The 17197-nt window shown below is 69.5% G+C and carries 17 protein-coding genes and 1 tRNA gene; 9 read left to right on the top strand and 9 right to left on the bottom strand.

All coding sequences use genetic code 11. The features are described from left to right. Window positions 1-74 precede the first annotated feature (74 nt). A complete protein-coding gene (locus BJ975_RS13855) occupies window positions 75-1346 on the top strand; it encodes an MFS transporter (protein ID WP_179426929.1) in 1272 nt (423 codons plus the stop codon). 88 nt (window positions 1347-1434) lie between these two features. On the opposite strand, the gene BJ975_RS13850 is transcribed toward BJ975_RS13855, so the two are convergent. The 5 genes from BJ975_RS13850 to BJ975_RS13830 form a co-directional block, all read right to left on the bottom strand. Then, entirely contained in the window at window positions 1435-2328 is an 894-nt protein-coding gene (locus BJ975_RS13850; protein ID WP_179426927.1) for an oxidoreductase, read from the bottom strand. A gap of 29 nt (window positions 2329-2357) precedes the next feature. Next, complete coding sequence (locus BJ975_RS13845) at window positions 2358-3143, bottom strand: cysteine peptidase family C39 domain-containing protein (RefSeq protein ID WP_179426925.1); 786 nt, start codon at window positions 3141-3143, stop codon at window positions 2358-2360. Further along, a complete protein-coding gene (locus BJ975_RS13840; RefSeq protein WP_179426923.1) occupies window positions 3143-3910 on the bottom strand; it encodes a maleylpyruvate isomerase family mycothiol-dependent enzyme in 768 nt (255 codons plus the stop codon). The genes BJ975_RS13845 and BJ975_RS13840 overlap by 1 nt, the downstream gene beginning before the upstream one ends. After that, entirely contained in the window at window positions 3903-4412 is a 510-nt protein-coding gene (locus tag BJ975_RS13835) for a hypothetical protein (protein WP_179426921.1), read from the bottom strand. The genes BJ975_RS13840 and BJ975_RS13835 overlap by 8 nt, the downstream gene beginning before the upstream one ends. A 147-nt stretch (window positions 4413-4559) precedes the next feature. After that, complete coding sequence (locus BJ975_RS13830) at window positions 4560-6428, bottom strand: acyl-CoA dehydrogenase (RefSeq protein WP_179426919.1); 1869 nt, start codon at window positions 6426-6428, stop codon at window positions 4560-4562. A 363-nt stretch (window positions 6429-6791) separates the two neighbouring features. On the opposite strand from BJ975_RS13830, the gene BJ975_RS13825 reads away from it, so the two are divergent. Next, the gene (locus BJ975_RS13825; RefSeq protein ID WP_179426917.1) at window positions 6792-7712 is read left to right on the top strand and encodes a LysR family transcriptional regulator; all 921 of its coding nucleotides are present in this window, start codon (window positions 6792-6794) and stop codon (window positions 7710-7712) included. A gap of 90 nt (window positions 7713-7802) precedes the next feature. Then, entirely contained in the window at window positions 7803-8819 is a 1017-nt protein-coding gene (locus tag BJ975_RS13820; RefSeq protein WP_179426915.1) for a calcium-binding protein, read from the top strand. A gap of 3 nt (window positions 8820-8822) precedes the next feature. On the opposite strand, the gene BJ975_RS13815 is transcribed toward BJ975_RS13820, so the two are convergent. The 3 genes from BJ975_RS13815 to BJ975_RS13805 are packed head-to-tail and all read right to left on the bottom strand — an operon-like array spanning window position 8823 to window position 11649. Then, window positions 8823-9554: a sulfite exporter TauE/SafE family protein gene (locus BJ975_RS13815; RefSeq protein ID WP_179426913.1), complete on the bottom strand. Its 732-nt coding sequence runs from the start codon at window positions 9552-9554 to the stop codon at window positions 8823-8825. A gap of 18 nt (window positions 9555-9572) precedes the next feature. After that, window positions 9573-10853: a uracil-xanthine permease family protein gene (locus BJ975_RS13810; protein ID WP_179426911.1), complete on the bottom strand. Its 1281-nt coding sequence runs from the start codon at window positions 10851-10853 to the stop codon at window positions 9573-9575. Between the two features lie 43 nt (window positions 10854-10896). Further along, entirely contained in the window at window positions 10897-11649 is a 753-nt protein-coding gene (locus tag BJ975_RS13805) for an enoyl-CoA hydratase (RefSeq protein ID WP_179426909.1), read from the bottom strand. Window positions 11650-11672: 23 nt separating this feature from the next. On the opposite strand from BJ975_RS13805, the gene BJ975_RS13800 reads away from it, so the two are divergent. The 4 genes from BJ975_RS13800 to BJ975_RS13785 all read left to right on the top strand — a co-directional run bounded on the left by BJ975_RS13800 (window position 11673) and on the right by BJ975_RS13785 (window position 15181). Further along, complete coding sequence (locus BJ975_RS13800; protein WP_179426907.1) at window positions 11673-12563, top strand: alpha/beta fold hydrolase; 891 nt, start codon at window positions 11673-11675, stop codon at window positions 12561-12563. A 78-nt stretch (window positions 12564-12641) separates the two neighbouring features. Further along, a tRNA-Gly gene (locus BJ975_RS13795) sits at window positions 12642-12715 on the top strand. A 371-nt stretch (window positions 12716-13086) separates the two neighbouring features. After that, on the top strand, window positions 13087-13755 hold the full coding sequence (locus BJ975_RS13790; protein ID WP_179426905.1) for a RusA family crossover junction endodeoxyribonuclease: 669 nt from the start codon (window positions 13087-13089) through the stop codon (window positions 13753-13755). A 400-nt stretch (window positions 13756-14155) separates the two neighbouring features. After that, complete coding sequence (locus BJ975_RS13785) at window positions 14156-15181, top strand: 5'-nucleotidase (protein ID WP_223302991.1); 1026 nt, start codon at window positions 14156-14158, stop codon at window positions 15179-15181. An 88-nt stretch (window positions 15182-15269) separates the two neighbouring features. On the opposite strand, the gene BJ975_RS13780 is transcribed toward BJ975_RS13785, so the two are convergent. Then, on the bottom strand, window positions 15270-15689 hold the full coding sequence (locus BJ975_RS13780; protein ID WP_179426903.1) for a universal stress protein: 420 nt from the start codon (window positions 15687-15689) through the stop codon (window positions 15270-15272). A gap of 105 nt (window positions 15690-15794) precedes the next feature. On the opposite strand from BJ975_RS13780, the gene dcd reads away from it, so the two are divergent. Together dcd and BJ975_RS13770 are read left to right on the top strand one after the other, a co-directional pair. After that, window positions 15795-16373: a dCTP deaminase gene (dcd, locus tag BJ975_RS13775; protein WP_179426901.1), complete on the top strand. Its 579-nt coding sequence runs from the start codon at window positions 15795-15797 to the stop codon at window positions 16371-16373. A 4-nt stretch (window positions 16374-16377) separates the two neighbouring features. After that, complete coding sequence (locus BJ975_RS13770; protein WP_179426899.1) at window positions 16378-17187, top strand: HAD family hydrolase; 810 nt, start codon at window positions 16378-16380, stop codon at window positions 17185-17187. The last annotated feature ends 10 nt before the right edge of the window (window positions 17188-17197 follow it).

The following is a 17197-nucleotide window of genomic DNA, read 5'->3' as shown; positions in this document are numbered from 1 at the left end:
GACGTTCGCGGGGTGAAAGGCGCGAATCGACCCCCGAAACGTCACGCCCAGCGCTGCAGGCGCACACTGGATCGGTGAGCGTCCAGGACCGACACCATCCGGGCGCCTACACCGTCTGGCTGATCGGGCTGGCCGCCTACCTGCTCGCGGTCTTCCACCGCTCCTCGCTGGCCGTCGCCGGCCTCGTCGCCTCCGAGCGCTTCGACATCGGCGCCGCGCAGCTCTCGGCGTTCGTGATGCTGCAGCTGCTGGTCTACGCCGGCATGCAGATTCCGGTGGGGCTCGCGGTCGACCGGTTCGGCCCGCGTGCCGTCATGCTGGCCGGCGCGGTGCTCCTCACGCTGTCGCAGACGGCGTTCGCGTTCGCCGAGTCCTACCCGACCGCGCTCGTGGCCCGGTTCTTCGTCGGCATGGGCGACGCGATGACCTTCGTGTGCCTGCTGCGCCTCGTGACCTCGTGGTTCTCGCCACGCCAGATCCCGCAGATCACGCTGATGACCGGCCCGATCGGGCAGCTGGGCGCGATCATCGCCGCGGTGCCGATGACCTGGGCCCTCAGCACGTTCGGCTGGACGCGGGCGTACCTCCTGGCCGCCTCGTTCGGCCTGATCATCACGCTCGCGGTGCTGCTGCGCGTGCGCGACGAGCCGCACTCGCGCTCGGTGCGCGGGCCGGCGTTGTCGTGGACGAACATCCGGCGGTCGCTGGCCGACTCGTGGGAGCACCCCGGCACCCGGCTCGGGTTCTGGATGCACTTCGTCACGCAGTTCAGCTCGACCGTGCTCGGTCTGCTGTGGGGCTACCCGTTCTTCGTCGAGGGCGAGCACACCTCGGAGAACTTCGCGGGCACGCTGCTGACCGTGATGGTCGTCGCCGTCATGTTCGCCGGACCCGTGCTCGGCCGCTTCATCGCGAGCCATCCGTGGCACCGCTCCACCCTCGTCATGGGCATCGTCCTGGCGATCATGGCCGCGTGGACGGCGGTCCTCGCGTGGCCCGGCGACGCGCCCCGCTGGATGCTCGTCGTGCTGGTGATCGCGGTGGGCGTCGGTGGACCCGCCGCCATGATCGGCTTCGACCTCGTGCGCACCTCGAACCCGGTGGACCGGCTCTCCGCCGCGACCGGGATCGTCAACCAGGCGGGATTCCTGGCCAGCCTGGTCACCGTGGTCGCGGTGGGCGTGATCCTCGACCACACCGACCAGAACTACAAGGCCGCCATGAGCTTCCAGTACGTCCTGTGGGGACTCGGGCTCGTGCAGGTGTGGCGCTACCGGGTGAAGACCCGCGCCCGCCTGGTCCGCGACGACCCCGAGCGCTGGGCCCGCCACGCCGGCCTCGGCTGACCTGCCCCTTGCCGAGATGTGCTTCGATTTCGACCTTTCAAGACGGTTGAAAGGTCGAAATCGGAGCACATCTCGGAGGGGCGGACGGCTAGGCGACCTCGAAGACGACGCCGGTGGCGGACTCGCTGGCCGACCACACCTCGGCGGCGAGGCGGGGGTCGCGTGCCGCGGAGGTCATCCCCACGGTCTTCGGTCGTCCGCGGGTCTGACGCAGGCGCGCGGGGCCGACGTACTCGCCGCCGGTGAAGGTCGGATCGGTCGCGGCGCGCAGCGACGGCCACGCCCCGGCTCGCGACGACTGGCTGAAGGCACCGGCGAGGTGGTGCATCGCCGACCCGGTGGTCTTCGTCAGGTTCGTCGACGTCAGACCCGGGTGCGCGCCGACCGAGACCAGACCGAGGCCGACGGCCTTCACTCGCCGGTCGAGCTCCTTCATGAACAGCAGGTTGGCCAGCTTCGACTCGGCGTAGGACCGCCAGCGGCTGTAGCGGCGCGGGTCGCCGTTCGGCTCCAGCGACCGCAGGTCGATGCCCTTCGTGGAGGCGTGCGCCAGCGACGACACGGTCACCACCCGCGTGGCGCCCTCGCGCAGCAGCGGCCACAGCGTGGCGGTCCACGCGAAGTGCCCGAGGTGGTTGGTGGCGATCTGCAGCTCGAAGCCGTCCATCGTCTGCGTGTACGGCGGCACCATGACGCCGGCGTTGTTCACCAGCACGTCGAAGCGCTCGCCGGCGTCGACCAGCCCCTGCGCCGCGGCGATCGTGCCCGGCAGGTCGGCCAGGTCGAGCGTCACCACCTCGACGTCGCCGCCGAGGTCGGCCACGGTGGCGGCCGCCTTCCGGTCGTCCCGCGCCGTGATCGTGACGTCGGCGCCGTGGCGCAGCAGCTCGCGTGCGGTCTCGGTCCCGATGCCGCTCGTGGCGCCCGTGACGAGCGCGCGCCTTCCGGTCAGGTCGCCGATGTCCTCGGTGCTCCAGGTCATGGCCCCGAGTGTGCCCGAAGGTGCCCCAGTCAGCGCGGCAGCACCGCGAACCACGGCACGGACCAGCCGCCGAGCCGGAGGGTTGCGGTGGCGAACGCGTCGCGGTCGACGCGCACGAGGCGGCCCGCGCTCGGCTCGAAGACGCGCACCGCGCCGTCACGGGCGGACATGGCCAGCACGACGTGCGCCGGGCGGACCTCGTCGCCCACGTAGAGCGGCACGGTGTGACCGGCCTCGACGGCCGTCAGGACGAGGTCGAAGGCGGAGGCCAGGTCGTCGGGGTCGAGCGTGCGCGCCTCGTAGGAGTGGCAGGGGAGTCCCGAGCCTCCCTCGCCGGTCATCTGGCGGGCGGCGCCCCACGGCGAGGTGCCGACGACGCGCAGCCACGGCCACTGGAGGTCGCCGTCGTGGTCGCGCAGGCCGGAGACGCGGCGGTGCATCCGCACGACCTCCGCGGGCCAGCGCTCGGCGAATGGCGCGGCGTCGGTGGCGCCGCTGCGGACGTCGTGGCCCGTGGTCACCCACAGTGCGTAGGCCTCGTCGTGCAGCATCCGCGACACGACGAGCGACGCCGCGCCGCACGACGTGTCGTTGGGCTGGCGGAAGTCGCGCGGATGGCTCGTGGGATCCAGGGCGCGGCGATCGGCGGGGGTCAGCTGCTCGATGCGCTCGCGAAGTCGCTGCGCGACCTCGGGGGCGAGGACGGGGGCCGCCGCGAACCTCCGCGGTGTGCGAGGACTGCGCTGGAGCCGGGCGAGGCCGCGTCGCGCCAGGCGGACCAGCCGCGCGACGGGGACTGCCGGCCCGGGACGCATCAGGTGGTGACGGCCATGGCGCCCAGGACGCGCTCGGCCAGCTCCCGGTCGCCGTCGATCTCGACCTCGACCCCGTCGGGGCCGCGGCGACCTGCCGCGAGGATCGCGAACGCCTCGGTGTCCATCCGCACGGTGGCGGTGGGCTCGGCATCGGTGCGGCGGGCACGACCGTCGTCGCCCACGCCGACCGTGGAGTCCAGCGGGACCGGACCGGTGACGACCCAGCGCACCACGCTGCCCACGGGCGCCCCGGCCTTGCGGCCCAGGACGTACGGCAGCGCGGCGGCGAACGTGCCCACGGTCACCTGCGCGCCGAGCGCGTCGAGGCCTCCGGGCAGTCCCACGGCGCGACGGATGTCCTGCTCGTGCGACCACAGGTCGATCACCCGGTTGCGCAGCGCGACGTCCCACGTCCACTCGACACCGGCCGGGGTGTTCACGGCGGCGGCCTGCGGGTCGGGCAGCTCCTCGAGGGTCTTCGCGCGCCGGGCGACGAGGTCGGCCAGGTCGGCGCGCAGCTGCTCCACCGGCACGTCGCGCAGGGCGGCGACGCCGGCGTTCGTGTAGTCGGCCGGCACGCTGCCGCCGCCGATCACGTCGGTCTCGCCCTCGACCATCACGCGCTCGAGGTGGACCAGGTGCGCGAGCACGTCCTTCGCGGTCCAGCCGGGCAGGTCGGTGGGGACGTCCCAGTCGGCCGGCTCGAGCGCGAGCACGGCGGCGGCGGACTGCCGCCAGGCGGCGACGTAGAGGCTGAGGTCAGTCATGGGCGAGGATCCTGCGGGTGCGTGCGGTCAGGGTGGCACCGGCCAGCCCCAGTCCCGCGATGAGCCCGGTCCAGGCGATCGCCCGGCCCGTCCCGACGCGGCTCTCGAGGTCCACCAGGGCGGTCCCGTAGCGAGCGGTGTCGGTCTGCTTGTCGTCGGGACGGCACACGATGCGCGTCTCGTCGGGGGCGTCGGACAGGACGCCGATGAGGTGCCAGCGGCTGCCGTCGCTGTCGACCACGATGTCCACCGTGGCCGGCGGAACCGGGGTGCGCTCCTTGCCGTTGCGGGCCACGCACGAGATCGCGCGCTCGGGCTGCGGCAGGTCGGTGAGGACGGCGAGGTCGTCGGACCCGTTCGCCTGGATGGGCTGGCCCACGGGGACGACCTCCGCCTCGCGCAGCGGGTCCCACGCGGACGCGGCGAAGGCCGTGCCGGCGATCCACGCCAGCGCGGCGAGCAGGCCCGCCACGAGGTACCAGCGTCGTCGGGTCAGCTCCACCCGCCCAGCCTAGAGGGACTCACGCGCGGCGCCGGTCACCCCGCGCGCCCTCCCCCTCTCCACTTTTGGAACGAGTTGCACCGTTCGCGCGCCGGAAAGCGTGCATCGCGTTCCAAAAGTAGGGAAGGGGTGGCGGAGGAGGCTGGCTCAGAAGGCCGCTTCGTCGAGCTCCATGACGTCGAGGTCGACGGTCTCGGCCATCGCACGCTCGGCCGCGAGGCGGGGCAGGACCGTCTTGGCGAAGAAGGACGCCGCGGCGACCTTGCCCTCGTAGAACGACTTGTCCGCGCCCGAGGCGCCGGCGTCGAGCTTGGCCTGCGCCACCTCGGCGCCGCGCAGCAGCAGCCACGACACGACCAGGTCGCCGAGCACGTACACGAGGCGCGTGGTGTTCAGCGCGACCTTGTAGACGTTGCGGATGTCGCCGTTCTCGTCGGCCGGGTTCGAGGCCATGAGGTCGGTGAACATCGCGGTGATGACCGTGGTGGTGTCGTCGAGGCCCTGGGCGAGCAGGTCGCGCTCGACCTTGAGGCGACCGTTGCCGGCCTCGTTGTCGATGAAGGACTTGATCTGCTCGGACAGGTAGCCCAGCGCGCGGCCCTGATCCTTCACGATCTTGCGGAAGAACAGGTCCTGGCCCTGGATCGCCGTCGTGCCCTCGTAGAGGGTGTCGATCTTGGCGTCGCGGACGTACTGCTCGAGCGGGTATTCCTGCAGGAAGCCCGAGCCGCCGAACGTCTGCAGCGACTCGGTGCCCAGCAGGACCCACGACCGCTCGGAGCCGTAGCCCTTGACGATCGGCAGCAGCAGGTCGTTGACCGAGGCGGCTAGGCTCGCGTCCTCGCCCGACTCCTTCTTGATCTGGACCTCGTCCTGGAACGTGGCCGTGTAGAGCATGAGCGAGCGCAGGCCCTCGGCGAACGCCTTCTGCGTGAGCAGTGAGCGGCGGACGTCGGGGTGGTGCGTGATCGTGACGCGCGGGGCGTCCTTGGCGGGGTTCGTCAGGTCGGCACCCTGGACACGCTCCTTGGCGTACTCGAGCGCGTTGAGGTAGCCGGTCGACAGCGTCGCGATCGCCTTCGAGCCGACCATCATGCGGGCGTTCTCGATGACGCGGAACATCTGGTTGATGCCGTCGTGCACCTCGCCGAGCAGCCAGCCGGTGGCCTGGCCGCCGAGCTGCGGGTCGCCGAAGGTGACCTCGCACGTGGCCGAGACCTTGATGCCCATCTTCTTCTCGACGTTGGTGACGTAGACGCCGTTGCGCTCGCCCGTCAGCTCGCCGGTCTCGTGGTCGAAGTGGTGCTCGGGCACGAGGAAGAGCGACAGGCCCTTGGTGCCCGGGCCGCCGACGCCCTCGACGCCGACGGGGCGCGCGAGCACGAGGTGCATCGTGTTCTCGCCGAGGTCGCTCACGGCGGAGGTGATGAAGCGCTTGACGCCCTCGATGCGCCACGAGCCGTCCTCGTTGGGGAAGGCCTTGGTGCGGCCGGCGCCGACGTCGGAGCCGGCGTCGGGCTCGGTGAGGACCATCGTGGTCAGCCACTTGCGGTCGATCATGATCTGCGCGATCTTCTGGTCGCGCTCGGTGCCGTTCTCCCACACGACGCGGCTGAAGGCCGGGCCGGCGCCGTACATCCAGATGGCGGGGTTGGAGCCGAGCACGAACTCGCCCATCGCCCACACGAGGGACGAGGGGGCGGGCTGGCCGCCGAGCTCGGTGGGCAGCTGGAGGCGCCACCACTCGGCGTCGATCCACTTCTGGTAGCTCTCCTTGAACGCCGGGTTCTGCGTCATGGTGTGCGTGGCGGGATCGAAGACCGGCGGGTTGCGGTCGGCATCGACGAAGGACGCGGCGAGGTCCTCACGCGCGAGGCGCTCGACCTCGGAGAGGATGCTCTTCGCCGTGTCGACGTCGACCTCGTCGAAGGGGCCGGTGCCGAGGATCGACTGACGATCGAACAGCTCGAAGAGGTTGAACTCGACGTCGCGCAGGTTGCTCTTGTAGTGGCTCATGGGCCGTGGGACCTCCGGGAAAGGGGACTGCCAGTGTTACTGGCCGGTTCTACTGGTCAGTAACTACATAGTAGCCCGCTGTCACGCGCAGGCAAAAGGTGTTCGGTGAAAAGAGAAACGACCCGTCTCCGCGGGGGAGTCGGGTCGGTTTCGGAAGGGTGCGTCAGGCGCGACGCGCGGGGACGCGCTGCAGGCCGTCGGTGGCCACGAGGTACGCGGTGTGGACCGTGCCGGCGACGAGGGCCAAGGCGCCGGAGAGGGCGAGGAAGGTCATGGTGCAGCTCCTTTCGTTTCCTCCATCGTGGACTCTTCAATTGTCAAGCACAATCCAACGAAACTATGCCTAATGTGTAGTTTGTCTACATGGATCCTCGACGCCTTGGAATGCTGCGGGAACTGGCCGAACGGGGCACCGTCGGCGCCGTCGCGGACGAGATGAACGTCACACCCTCGGCGGTGTCGCAGCAGCTCAAGCTGCTCGAGGCCGAGGCGGGCGTGCCGCTCCTCGAGCCCGCCGGGCGCGGAGTCCGGCTGACCGCGGCGGGACGCGCGCTGGCCGAGACCGCGACCGAGGTGGCGGTCGCCCTGGAGCGCGCCGAGGCCAGGTGGCGCGAGTACCTCGGAGGGCCGGCGGGCGACGTCACGCTCACGGTCTTCCCCACCGGCGGCGAGATGCTGCTGCCGGGACTGCTGTCGCGCGTCACGGCCGAGCCCGCGGTGAACCTCATCTGCACCGACCGCGACCCCACGCTGCGGTTCGACGTGCTCGACATGGTGGCCCAGTTCGACGTCGTCGTGGCCGACTCGCCGGCCGCCACCGAGGAGTGGCACGAGCGCGGCCTCCAGCTGGTCTCGCTCATGCGCGAGCCCCTCGACGTGGCGCTGCCCGAGCACCACCGCTTGGCCTCCAAGGCGAGCCTCTCGCCCAAGGACGTGGTGGGCGAGACGTGGATCGGCGCGCCGCACGGCTACCCCTACGACCGCGTGCTGCAGCAGCTCGTCGCGGTCACGGGCGAGTCCGTGCGCATCGCGCAGCGCTTCGACGACAACGGCGTGGTCGAGGCGGTCGTCGCTGCGGGTCACGGCATCGCGATCCTGCCGCGCTTCACCACCCGGACGCGCGACAACGGACTCGTGACTCGGCCCCTCGTCGGGATCCGCGCCCGGCGCGAGATCACGGCCGTCCTGCGGCCCGACCGCTTCGAGCGGCCGAGCGTGCGGTTCTGCGTGCAGGCGCTGCGCGAGGAGGCTCGCGCGGTGGCCGATCGCCACGGCGCGCCCTGATTCCGCTTGCGTCCCCTCGACGAGGCCATACGCTGAGCCCACTACACGCGCCGGCAGCGAGTCGGTCGCGTCATTCGATCGGGGGATCAGATGAGCTCAGCCATGCACGCCGCCAGCCGCCGGCGTCGTCGACTCTGGCCGGCCGGCCTCGCTGCCGCCGTGGTGCTCGCCGCGGGTGCGCCGGCCTTCGCGGCCTCGCTCACCGGCACCGAGGGACCGGACTGGTTCGACGGCACGAACGAGGCCGACACGATCCAGCTGCTCGGCGGCGACGACCACACGGCCGCGCTCGGCGGCGACGACATCGTCTACGGGGGATCGGGCAGCGACACGCTCATCGGCGACGCCGACAGCAACGCCGTGATCGGGGGCGTCGACCGGCTCTACGGCGGCGACGGGAATGACGCCCTGCTCGGCAGCGGCGGGGACGACCGGCTCTTCGGCGAGGGTGGGAACGACAGCCTCGGGGGCGAGCACGGCAACGACCAGCTCCTCGGCGGGGCGGGCGACGACTGGATGCGCGGCGACGCCGGCAACGACAGCCTCAGCGGCGGGGACGGCCAGGACATCCTCCAGGGATGGGACGGTGACGACAGCCTGCACGGCGAGGCGGGTGCCGACGAGCTCTACGGAGCCCTCGGGAACGACACGCTCACGGGCGGCACCGAGAATGATCGACTCGACGGCGGCGACGGCGACGACTGGCTCGACGGTGACGAGGGTGCCGACTGGCTCTACGGCGGGGTTGGACACGACCTGCTGAAGGGCGGCTCGGGCGACGACATCGTCGACGGTGGACCGGGGAACGACACCCTGTCCGGCGACGTCGGCGTGGACACGATCCGCGGCGACGAGGGCAACGACGGGATCGGGGTCAGCGACTCCGACCAGGCCTACGGCGGCCCGGGTGATGACACGTTCACGATCAGCCAGGTGGCGCGCGGCGCCCGGGTGGACTGCGGCGACGGGTACGACGTCGTGACGTTCATGACCTACAAGGGGCTCGTGGGCACGGCCACCGTCGACGCGTCCTGCGAGAAGGTCACCTGGAAGGCGCTCAAGGGCGACACGTCGTACCCCTGGCCTCCCGGCCCCGGCGACAGCTGAGGCTCAGGCCAGCGCGTCGAGCAGCAGCCAGGCCGCGACGGCCGTGATCGCCACGAGGTAGATCCGGTCGAAGCGGCGCTCGGGCATGCGGTCGAGCACGCGACTGCCCACCCAGGTGCCGGCGATCACGCCGACGATGCCGGCCGCGGCCGCCGGCGCCTGGGCGGCGGGCAGCAGCCCGATCGCCCCGAACAGCACGAGCTTCGCCAGGTGCCCGGCCACCTGGGACGCGGCGAACGTGCCGACGAAGCCGAGGCGGTCACGGGTTCCCGCGCGGAAGAACGGCGCGGCGAGCGGACCGGTGGCGCCGACCACGGGGTTGAGCGCGCCGAGGACGCCGCCCATCGCGATCCAGCCGCCCGAGCTGGGGGCGGGCAGCGGCCTCGAGAGCCACACGGGCAGCCAGGTCGCGGCCAGGACGGTGACGGCGATCGCGATCTGCAGCACCGCGTCGGGCGCCTGGCGGGCCAGGCTGAGGGTCAGCAGTCCGGCGGGCAGGAGCAGCAGCGAGGTGCGCCAGACGATGCGCCAGTCGACGTCGCGCCGGCGGACGATCGTGCGGGTGCCGTTCGAGACCACCTGGATCGCCGCGTGCAGCGGGATCGCGACGAGCGGGTCGAGGAACGCGACGAGCACCGCGAGCAGGACGATGCCGCCACCGAAGCCCAGGACCGCGGTGAGCGCCGACGTCGCGAACGCGCACGCCGCGACGAGCAGCACCAGAGCGGGGTCCACCCGCCCATGTCTACAGGGTCAGGCGCCGGGGTCGAACGTCTCCTTGGACAGCTCGGCGTCGGGATCGCGCTGGAGCACCCGCATGACGTGGTAGATCACGATCGCGGCGACCGAGCCCAGCGTGATGCCGGCGACGGAGACGTCTCCGCTGGTGAGCGTGAGGTTGCCGATGCCGATGATCAGGGCGGCCGCGGCCGTGTACATGTTCACGGGGTTGGCGAAGTCGACCCGGTTGTCCATCCAGATCCGCACGCCGATCAGGCCGATGAGGCCGTAGAGCGCGACGGTGACGCCGCCGATGACCCCCTCGGGGATCGTCATGAGCAGGGCACCGAACTTCGGGGAGAGGCTCAGCAGCATCGCGACGACGCCAGCGACCACGTAGGCCGCGGTGGAGAAGACGCGCGTCGCGGTCATGACGCCGATGTTCTCGCCGTACGTGGTGGTGGCCGAGCCGCCGAAGCCGCCCGCCAGCGTGGTGGCGAGGCCGTCGGCGATGAGCGCGCGGCCCGACTCGTCGTTGATGGCGGGCCGGCCGGTGAGGTGGGCGACGCTGCGCACGTGGCCGACGTTCTCGGCGACGAGCGCGAGCACGATCGGCAGGAACATCGGCAGCACCGACCAGTCGGCGGTCGGGGTGTGGAAGTCGGGGAGGCCGAACCAGGCCGCCTTCTCGACGTTGCCGAAGTCGAGCTGACCGCTGATGGCCGCGGCCGCGTATCCGACGACCATGCCGAACAGGATCGACAGGCGGGCGGCGAACCCGCGCAGCACCACGGCCGACAGGCAGATCACGGCGAGCGTCAGCGTGGCCAGCCACGGGGCGACCGCGTAGTTGGTGGTGGCCGCGCCCGCCAGGGCGAAGCCGATCAGGGCGACGATCGCGCCGGTGACGACCGGGGGCATGAGCGCATCGAGCCACCTGGAGCCGGTGGCCTGGACGACGAAGCCGATGATCGCCAGCAGGACGCCGGTGCACATGATGCCGAACAGTGCGGCGCCCATGTCACCGTCGGCGACGAGCGCCTGGACCGGGGCGATGAAGGCGAACGAGGAGCCGAGGTAGCTGGGCAGCCTGCCGCGGGTGATCGCCAGGAACAGCAGGGTGCCGAAGCCCGAGAAGAACAGCGTGGTCGTGGGCGGCATGCCCGTGAGGATCGGGACGAGGAAGGTCGCGCCGAACATCGCGACCACGTGCTGCGCGCCGAAGCCCAGCGTGCGCGGCCACGAGAGCCGCTCCTCGGGCATGACGATCGCGTCGGGCTTCACGTTCTGGCCGTCACCGTGCAGGGTCCACATGGAACCTGACCTTCTCACGGGCCGGTGACGGCCGTCGCGCGGGTCAGCGGGAGGCGAACTTGGCCGCGAACGCGGCGAACTCCTCGCTGCTGAGCGACTCGGCCTGCGCCCAGGACTCGAAGTTGAGCGACTCGTGCAGGTCGGACCGTGCGGCGACGCCCACCGACTTCTTGATGTCGGCCATCAGCTTGGGGTTGCGCTTCGCCCACGTGGCGGCCAGCTCGGCGGCGCGGGCCTTCGGATCGTCGGCGATCTCCTGGGCGATGCCCAGGCGCAGCGCGGTGTCGGCCTTGATGATGTCGCCGTTGAAGAGGGCGGCCGCGGTGTTCGCCGAGCCGATGCGCTGGGTGAGCATCCACGTGCAGCCGCCGCCGGGGTGCAGGCCGATCTTGCTGAAGGTGGGGCCGAAGCCGCCCTCGGGCCCGGCGATGATGACGTCGCAGGCGAGTGCGATGTTGAGTCCGGCGCCCACGGCAGCGCCCTGGACGGCCGCGACGGTGGGGATCGTGAGGTTCCGGATGCCCAGGAACGAGGCGTAGACGTTCATCAGGTGCTCGCGCAGCACGTCGGCGGGACGACTGGTGTCGCCGAAGAGGCTCTCGAGGTTCGCGCCCGAGCAGAAGGCCTTGCCAGCGCCGGTGACGACCAGTGCACGGGCCTCCTCGTCGGCGGCGACCGACTCGACGGCGGCGCGCAGCTCCTCCAGCAGCGGCCAGTCGAGGGCGTTGAGGCGCTCGGGGGCGTTCAGCGTGATCGTGCGGACGGAGTCTTCGCGCGTGAGCTCGACGAGTGTCATGCGGATCACCCTACGATCAGCCCATGACCGAACGGACCCTGCCGGTGGTGCCCGGAGTCGAGCACCGGTGGATCGACGTCGACGGCGTGAGCCTGCACGTGGCCGAGGCAGGGGAGGCGCACCGCTCGGCCGACCGCCCCACCCTCGTGCTGCTGCACGGGTGGCCGCAGCACTGGTTCTGCTGGCGACACGTGATGCCGGCGCTGGCCGAGACGCACCACGTGATCGCGCTCGACCTGCGCGGTGCCGGGTGGAGCGACGTCCCCGAGGGCACCGAGGCCTACGACAAGCGCGTCATCGCCGACGAGGTCGCCCGAGCGATCGAGGTGCTGGGGCTCGACCGGCCGGTGCTGGTCGGGCACGACTGGGGTGCGTGGACCTCGCTGCTGGTGGCGAGTCGTCACGAGGGTCTCGTGCGCGGTGTCGTCGCGGCTGCGATCGTGGCGCCGTGGGAGGACGTGCCCTGGTACCAGATGTGGCGCTTCGCCTACCAGCCGATCGCGGGCGGTCCCGGCGGCGCGTTCTGGCATCGTCACGGCCGCCAGACCCTGCTCAAGACGATCTTCCGGGCGGGCGCCTCGCCGCGCTTCCGCTGGGAGCGCTCGGTGCGCGAGGAGTACCTGGCGCGGTTCCGTGACCCGGCGCGGGCCCGGGCCGGGCAGTCGATGTACCGGGCCTTCCTGCTCAAGGAGATCCCGCAGCTGGGCCGCGGCTACGCCCGCCGGGTCGACGACGTGCCGCTCCTCTTCCTCCCGGGCACCGGCGACCTCGTCCTCGCGCCCGCGCTCGTGCGCCGCGCCGAGGGCCCGCCGAACGTGACCGTCACCGAGATCTCGGGCACGGGCCACTGGATCCCCGAGGAGCGCCCCGCCGAGCTCGTCGGCCACGTCCGCGACTTCCTGCGCCAGTTCTGACGAACGATGAGGCATTGAGCCCCGCTCCGGTACCCGAATGCATCATCGTGGCCTGAGTCGTTACGATCGGGGCACACCGCCGGTGTAGCTCAATGGCAGAGCGCTTGCTTCCCAAGCAAGATACGCGGGTTCGATTCCCGTCACCGGCTCCACTCATCCACCAGCATCACCGCACGCTAAGCCGGGTTTGGTACCCCGGCAGGGCGGAACTCCATGCGGTGCGCTCTGGCGTTCGTGCCGGAGCGTGCGATTGAAGCCGTCCTTCCCGCTTCTCCATAAATGCCACCCCTGCCCGTACGCCTGGCTGGTTGCCAATACGTCAACGGGTGTGATCTGGTTCCACGCATCAAGAGTGGTCTTTGTATGTGGTCGGGTCGCAGTTGCCCGTAGGCACTGCCGACGGCGGAATTCCGGACATGCCCGGACCATATCCGGCGAACGGACAGGACGAAGGACCCCGGCATAACCTGCGGGCACATGTGCGCTCCCTCCTGGGGCCCCGGCAACCATGCAGACTGGCACCATGCCCGCCGAATCCATCACCTGGTTCGACGTGGTCGAAATCTACGACCAGGCGCGGGTCGAGATTCGAAGCTCAGTCGACCCGATCTCGTTGCAGGCCAGCGCTGGGAGGAAGGCCGAGTTCCGGAGAGAACTCGGCGCGGCTGTGCAGCAAGCTTCTCGCGGGATCTTCACCCATGACGTCGAAGTCACCCTCACGTGGTACATCAGCGAGAGCCGCCGCTATCAAACGCATCTCGTAGCGGATCTGGACAACGTGATGAAACCGATCTTGGATGCCGTGACCGGCCCTGACGGGATCCTCATCGACGACAACCAGATCCAATCCGTCAAAGCCTGTTGGATGACCCCCGGCGCCCGTGGCACCGGCTTCGACCTCACCTTCGAAGCGTTGATGCGGGACGACTTCATAGAGCGTGAGGGTCTGACATTCGTAGAGTTCTCCGCCAATCGGTGCTATCCACTCCCTGGGCTTAGCGTTCCCGGCCACGAGGCTTCCTTTGTGAATTCCTGGCGGATCGCCCTAGCGAGGTACCAAAGCCTGCTGGAAGCCGGAGTCGACCACGGAAGCGCTCAATCGGTCCTGCCATTGGTCCGACCCTTCCCCCGTGCGCGGCTCGGCCGCTTTATGGTGAGACACGAGTCAGAATTCTCCGAGGACGGACCATGATGGCGTCGCTACTCGAGAAGCACACTGAGTGAGCTGGGCGACAAGGCCGTTCGCCTCGAACTCCGCAAGGCTTAAGAAGCACGGCATTCCTATCGGCGGCACCGTGTTGGCAAGACGTACGTCTACAGGGAGAACTGCTCGTGCCCCGTGGATCGTCCGAGCCGGAGCAGCGGGAGAGCGCGAGAATTCGCCCTGCGGACGATGAATCCGCGGTACTAGAGTAGAAATCTCGTAAGGTCGAGGGATGCGCGCCGAGAACTTTCAAATCGAGTGGGCCCACAGGGCACCCCAGTGGAAACGAAACGCACTTGAGTGCCGATGGTGTGAACCGGTTTATGGAGAGACCCGAACGTGGAGTCCAGCGCCTTGAACGCCGAGTCGAGGTTGATCTTCGGAAAGCATGAGCAGCTTGTTGGGTCCGATCGCGGAATCTTCGAGGAGTGATATGCCGAGCCCTCATGAGATCGAGGTCGTCATCGGTATCGCTTCCAGCGCGCTCTTCGACCTCCACGAATCTGACAAGGTCTTCCGTGAACAGAAGGAGGACGCCTACCGCGAGTTTCAAGAGGAAAGGCTCAACGACCCATTAGCGCCAGGCGTGGCGTTCGACTTCGTCCGACGTCTGCTGTCCCTCAACGATCTGGCGAAAGACCGGAGCCCGCTAATCGAGGTTGTGATCCTTTCGAGGAACGATCCGGAGACGGGAGCGCGGGTGATGGAATCCGTAAGGCATCACGGGCTTCCGATTACTAGGTCAGTGTTCATGCAGGGTCGAGCGCCGTACAAGTTCATGGACGCGTTCAATATGACTCTGTTCCTTTCCGCAGACGAGGATGACGTGCGGGCAGCGATCGCGCGCGACTTTTTTGCTGGACAGGTAGTTGGGGAACCCGGGTCTCTCTCGTTGGAGGACGGAGACGACGGCAATTCCCTTCGGATCGCGTTCGACTTCGATGGCGTGTTGGCTGACGACCAAGCAGAGACGGTCTATCAAGAGTCGAAGGACTTGGACGTGTACAAGGCACACGAGGACGAGCATGGTGCCGAGCCGCTCTCGGCTGGTCCATTGCAGCCGTTCCTCGCGGCGCTGAACAAGATCCAGGAGATCGAAGATGATCTCAAACGGGAGAACGAGTCCTACAACCGGCGCCTCCACATCGGAATCGTGACTGCTCGGAACGCTCCCGCGCACGTTCGGCCGATCACGACCCTGAAGCACTGGGGCCTCCGAGTCAATGACATCTTCTTCCTTGGGGGGTGGCCGAAGGCGGACACGCTGAAGATCTATGGGCCGCACATCTTCTTCGACGATCAGACAGACCACGTGGACAAGACGAAGTCAGTCGTTCCGAGCGTGCACATTCCGTTTGGTGTCACGAACAAGGCAACCGGAGCCGAGGCGTCGCCGGAAGTTCCTAAGACTTAGCGCGGAGGTGCGATTTGGTGCGCACCGTGCTCGCAACGCTCTTGTAGTTTCCCGACAAACCACCACTGAACCCCGCCTCCCGCGGACCTCAGACCGTCTTGACGATGTAGACGTCGCAGGGCGCGTGGTGGGCGACGTCGGTGGCGACGCTGCCGAGCAGTCGGCTGATGCCCTGCACGCGGCGGTTGCCCACGACGATGAGGTCGGCGCCGATCTCCTTGGCCACGTGCACGAGCGCGTCGGCGGGCTTGCCGGGAGCCGGACTGGACTCGACCGTTCCCTGGTAGGAGAGACCATCGGCGACCTGGCGGGCGATCGCCTCGGCCCGCTCGCCGGGGCTCAGCGGGTGCATGCCCGGCGGGAGGTCGGTGGCCGCGGTGGCCTTCTCGTCGACCGCGGTGACGATGTGGAGGGCGGCGCCGGTGGCCGAGGCGAGCTCCGCCGCGACCTCGGCCGCGCGGGACGCGGTGTCGCTGCCGTCGACGCCGACGAGGATGGTCTTGTACACGTGGTGCTCCTCACAGTTGCCTTCTCTGCACCTTGGCACACGAAGGGGCCAAGCGCTCGAGGTCGGGAACCGCAGGGCGAAGAGACGATGCGTTAGGTTCTCCTTGTGCTGCTTTCGGACCGCGACATCCTCGCCGAGATCGACGCCGGGCGGGTCGCGCTCGACCCCTATGACGCCTCGATGATCCAGCCGTCGAGCATCGACGTGCGCCTCGACAAGTTCTTCCGCGTCTTCGACAACCACAAGTACCCCCACATCGACCCCGCACAGGACCAGTCGGACCTGACGCGCGACGTCGAGGTCGCCGGCGAGGACGCGTTCATCCTGCACCCGGGTGAGTTCGTGCTGGGCTCCACGTACGAGTACGTGACGCTGCCCGACGACGTCGCCGCGCGCCTCGAGGGCAAGTCGTCCCTCGGCCGTCTCGGCCTCATGACGCACTCCACCGCCGGCTTCATCGATCCCGGGTTCCAGGGCCACATCACCCTCGAGCTGGCGAACGTGGCCACGCTGCCGATCAAGCTCTACCCGGGCATGAAGATCGGCCAGCTGTGCTTCTTCCGCCTCACCTCGGCCGCGGAGAACCCGTACGGCTCGGCGAAGTACGGGTCCCGTTATCAGGGCCAGCGCGGTCCCACGGCATCGCGGTCCCACGCGAACTTCCACCGGAGTGTGATCGACTGAGGGCATGACCGCGCCCGACATCAAGCTCGTCGTGGCCGACCTCGACGGCACCCTCCTCGACGAGCGCAAGCAGATGCCCGCCGAGACCTTCGCCCTCATCCGCGACCTGCAGGCCGCCGGCGTCGCCTTCGCCCCCGCCAGCGGACGCCAGTGGGCGACCATCGAGTCGATGTTCCACGAGGTCGCCGACGAGCTCGTCATCATCGCCGAGAACGGCGCCTACGTGACCCACGCCGGCGTCGAGGTCGCCGCCCACCCGCTGGATCCCGCCTGGGTGTCGGGCGCCGTGCGCAAGACGCAGGGCCTGGCCGACCGTGGCGTCGACGTCGGCATCGTCGTGTGCGGCATCGAGTCCGCGTGGATCGACCGCACCGACCAGCCGTTCCTCGACCAGGTCGAGCCGTACTACCGCCGCCTGAAGGTCACCGAGGACCTGACCTCGGTCGACGACACGATCATCAAGCTCGCCGTGCACGACTTCGGCGACCTCGAGGCGGTCACCGCGCCGTTCCTCAAGGAGCACGCCGAGCAGAACCCCGTCGCGATCTCCGGGGCTCATTGGGTCGACGTCATGGCCGAGGGGGTCAACAAGGGCCTCGCCGTCCGCGAGCTGCAGGCCGAGATGGGCATCGACGCCACGCAGACGATGGCGTTCGGCGACTACCTCAACGACTACGAGATGCTCCAGGCCGCCGACTGGTCGTTCGCGATGAGCAACGCCCACCCCGACATCCTCGACGTCGCGAACTACACGGCTCCGCCGAACCACGAGAACGGCGTCATCACCACCGTCCGGTCGGTCCTTGGCCTCTGAGGAAAGCCCC

The sequence above is a fragment of the Aeromicrobium tamlense genome (assembly GCF_013408555.1).
Classification (GTDB): Bacteria; Actinomycetota; Actinomycetes; order Propionibacteriales; family Nocardioidaceae; genus Aeromicrobium; species Aeromicrobium tamlense.
The sequence above is the reverse complement of the archived record's forward strand: the minus strand, read 5'-3'. Positions and strand labels throughout refer to the sequence as shown.

What these genes read in the sequence shown, in the direction of transcription:
- BJ975_RS13850 (WP_179426927.1), bottom strand. Translation starts at nt 2,328, where the DNA reads ATGACCTGGAGCACCGAGGACATCGGCGACCTGACCGGAAGGCGCGCG.
- BJ975_RS13845 (WP_179426925.1), bottom strand. Translation starts at nt 3,143, where the DNA reads ATGCGTCCCGGGCCGGCAGTCCCCGTCGCGCGGCTGGTCCGCCTGGCG.
- BJ975_RS13840 (WP_179426923.1), bottom strand. Translation starts at nt 3,910, where the DNA reads ATGACTGACCTCAGCCTCTACGTCGCCGCCTGGCGGCAGTCCGCCGCC.
- BJ975_RS13830 (WP_179426919.1), bottom strand. Translation starts at nt 6,428, where the DNA reads ATGAGCCACTACAAGAGCAACCTGCGCGACGTCGAGTTCAACCTCTTC.
- BJ975_RS13825 (WP_179426917.1), top strand. Translation starts at nt 6,792, where the DNA reads ATGGATCCTCGACGCCTTGGAATGCTGCGGGAACTGGCCGAACGGGGC.
- BJ975_RS13820 (WP_179426915.1), top strand. Translation starts at nt 7,803, where the DNA reads ATGAGCTCAGCCATGCACGCCGCCAGCCGCCGGCGTCGTCGACTCTGG.
- BJ975_RS13810 (WP_179426911.1), bottom strand. Translation starts at nt 10,853, where the DNA reads ATGTGGACCCTGCACGGTGACGGCCAGAACGTGAAGCCCGACGCGATC.
- BJ975_RS13805 (WP_179426909.1), bottom strand. Translation starts at nt 11,649, where the DNA reads ATGACACTCGTCGAGCTCACGCGCGAAGACTCCGTCCGCACGATCACG.
- BJ975_RS13800 (WP_179426907.1), top strand. Translation starts at nt 11,673, where the DNA reads ATGACCGAACGGACCCTGCCGGTGGTGCCCGGAGTCGAGCACCGGTGG.
- BJ975_RS13790 (WP_179426905.1), top strand. Translation starts at nt 13,087, where the DNA reads ATGCCCGCCGAATCCATCACCTGGTTCGACGTGGTCGAAATCTACGAC.
- BJ975_RS13785 (WP_223302991.1), top strand. Translation starts at nt 14,156, where the DNA reads ATGAGCAGCTTGTTGGGTCCGATCGCGGAATCTTCGAGGAGTGATATG.
- BJ975_RS13770 (WP_179426899.1), top strand. Translation starts at nt 16,378, where the DNA reads ATGACCGCGCCCGACATCAAGCTCGTCGTGGCCGACCTCGACGGCACC.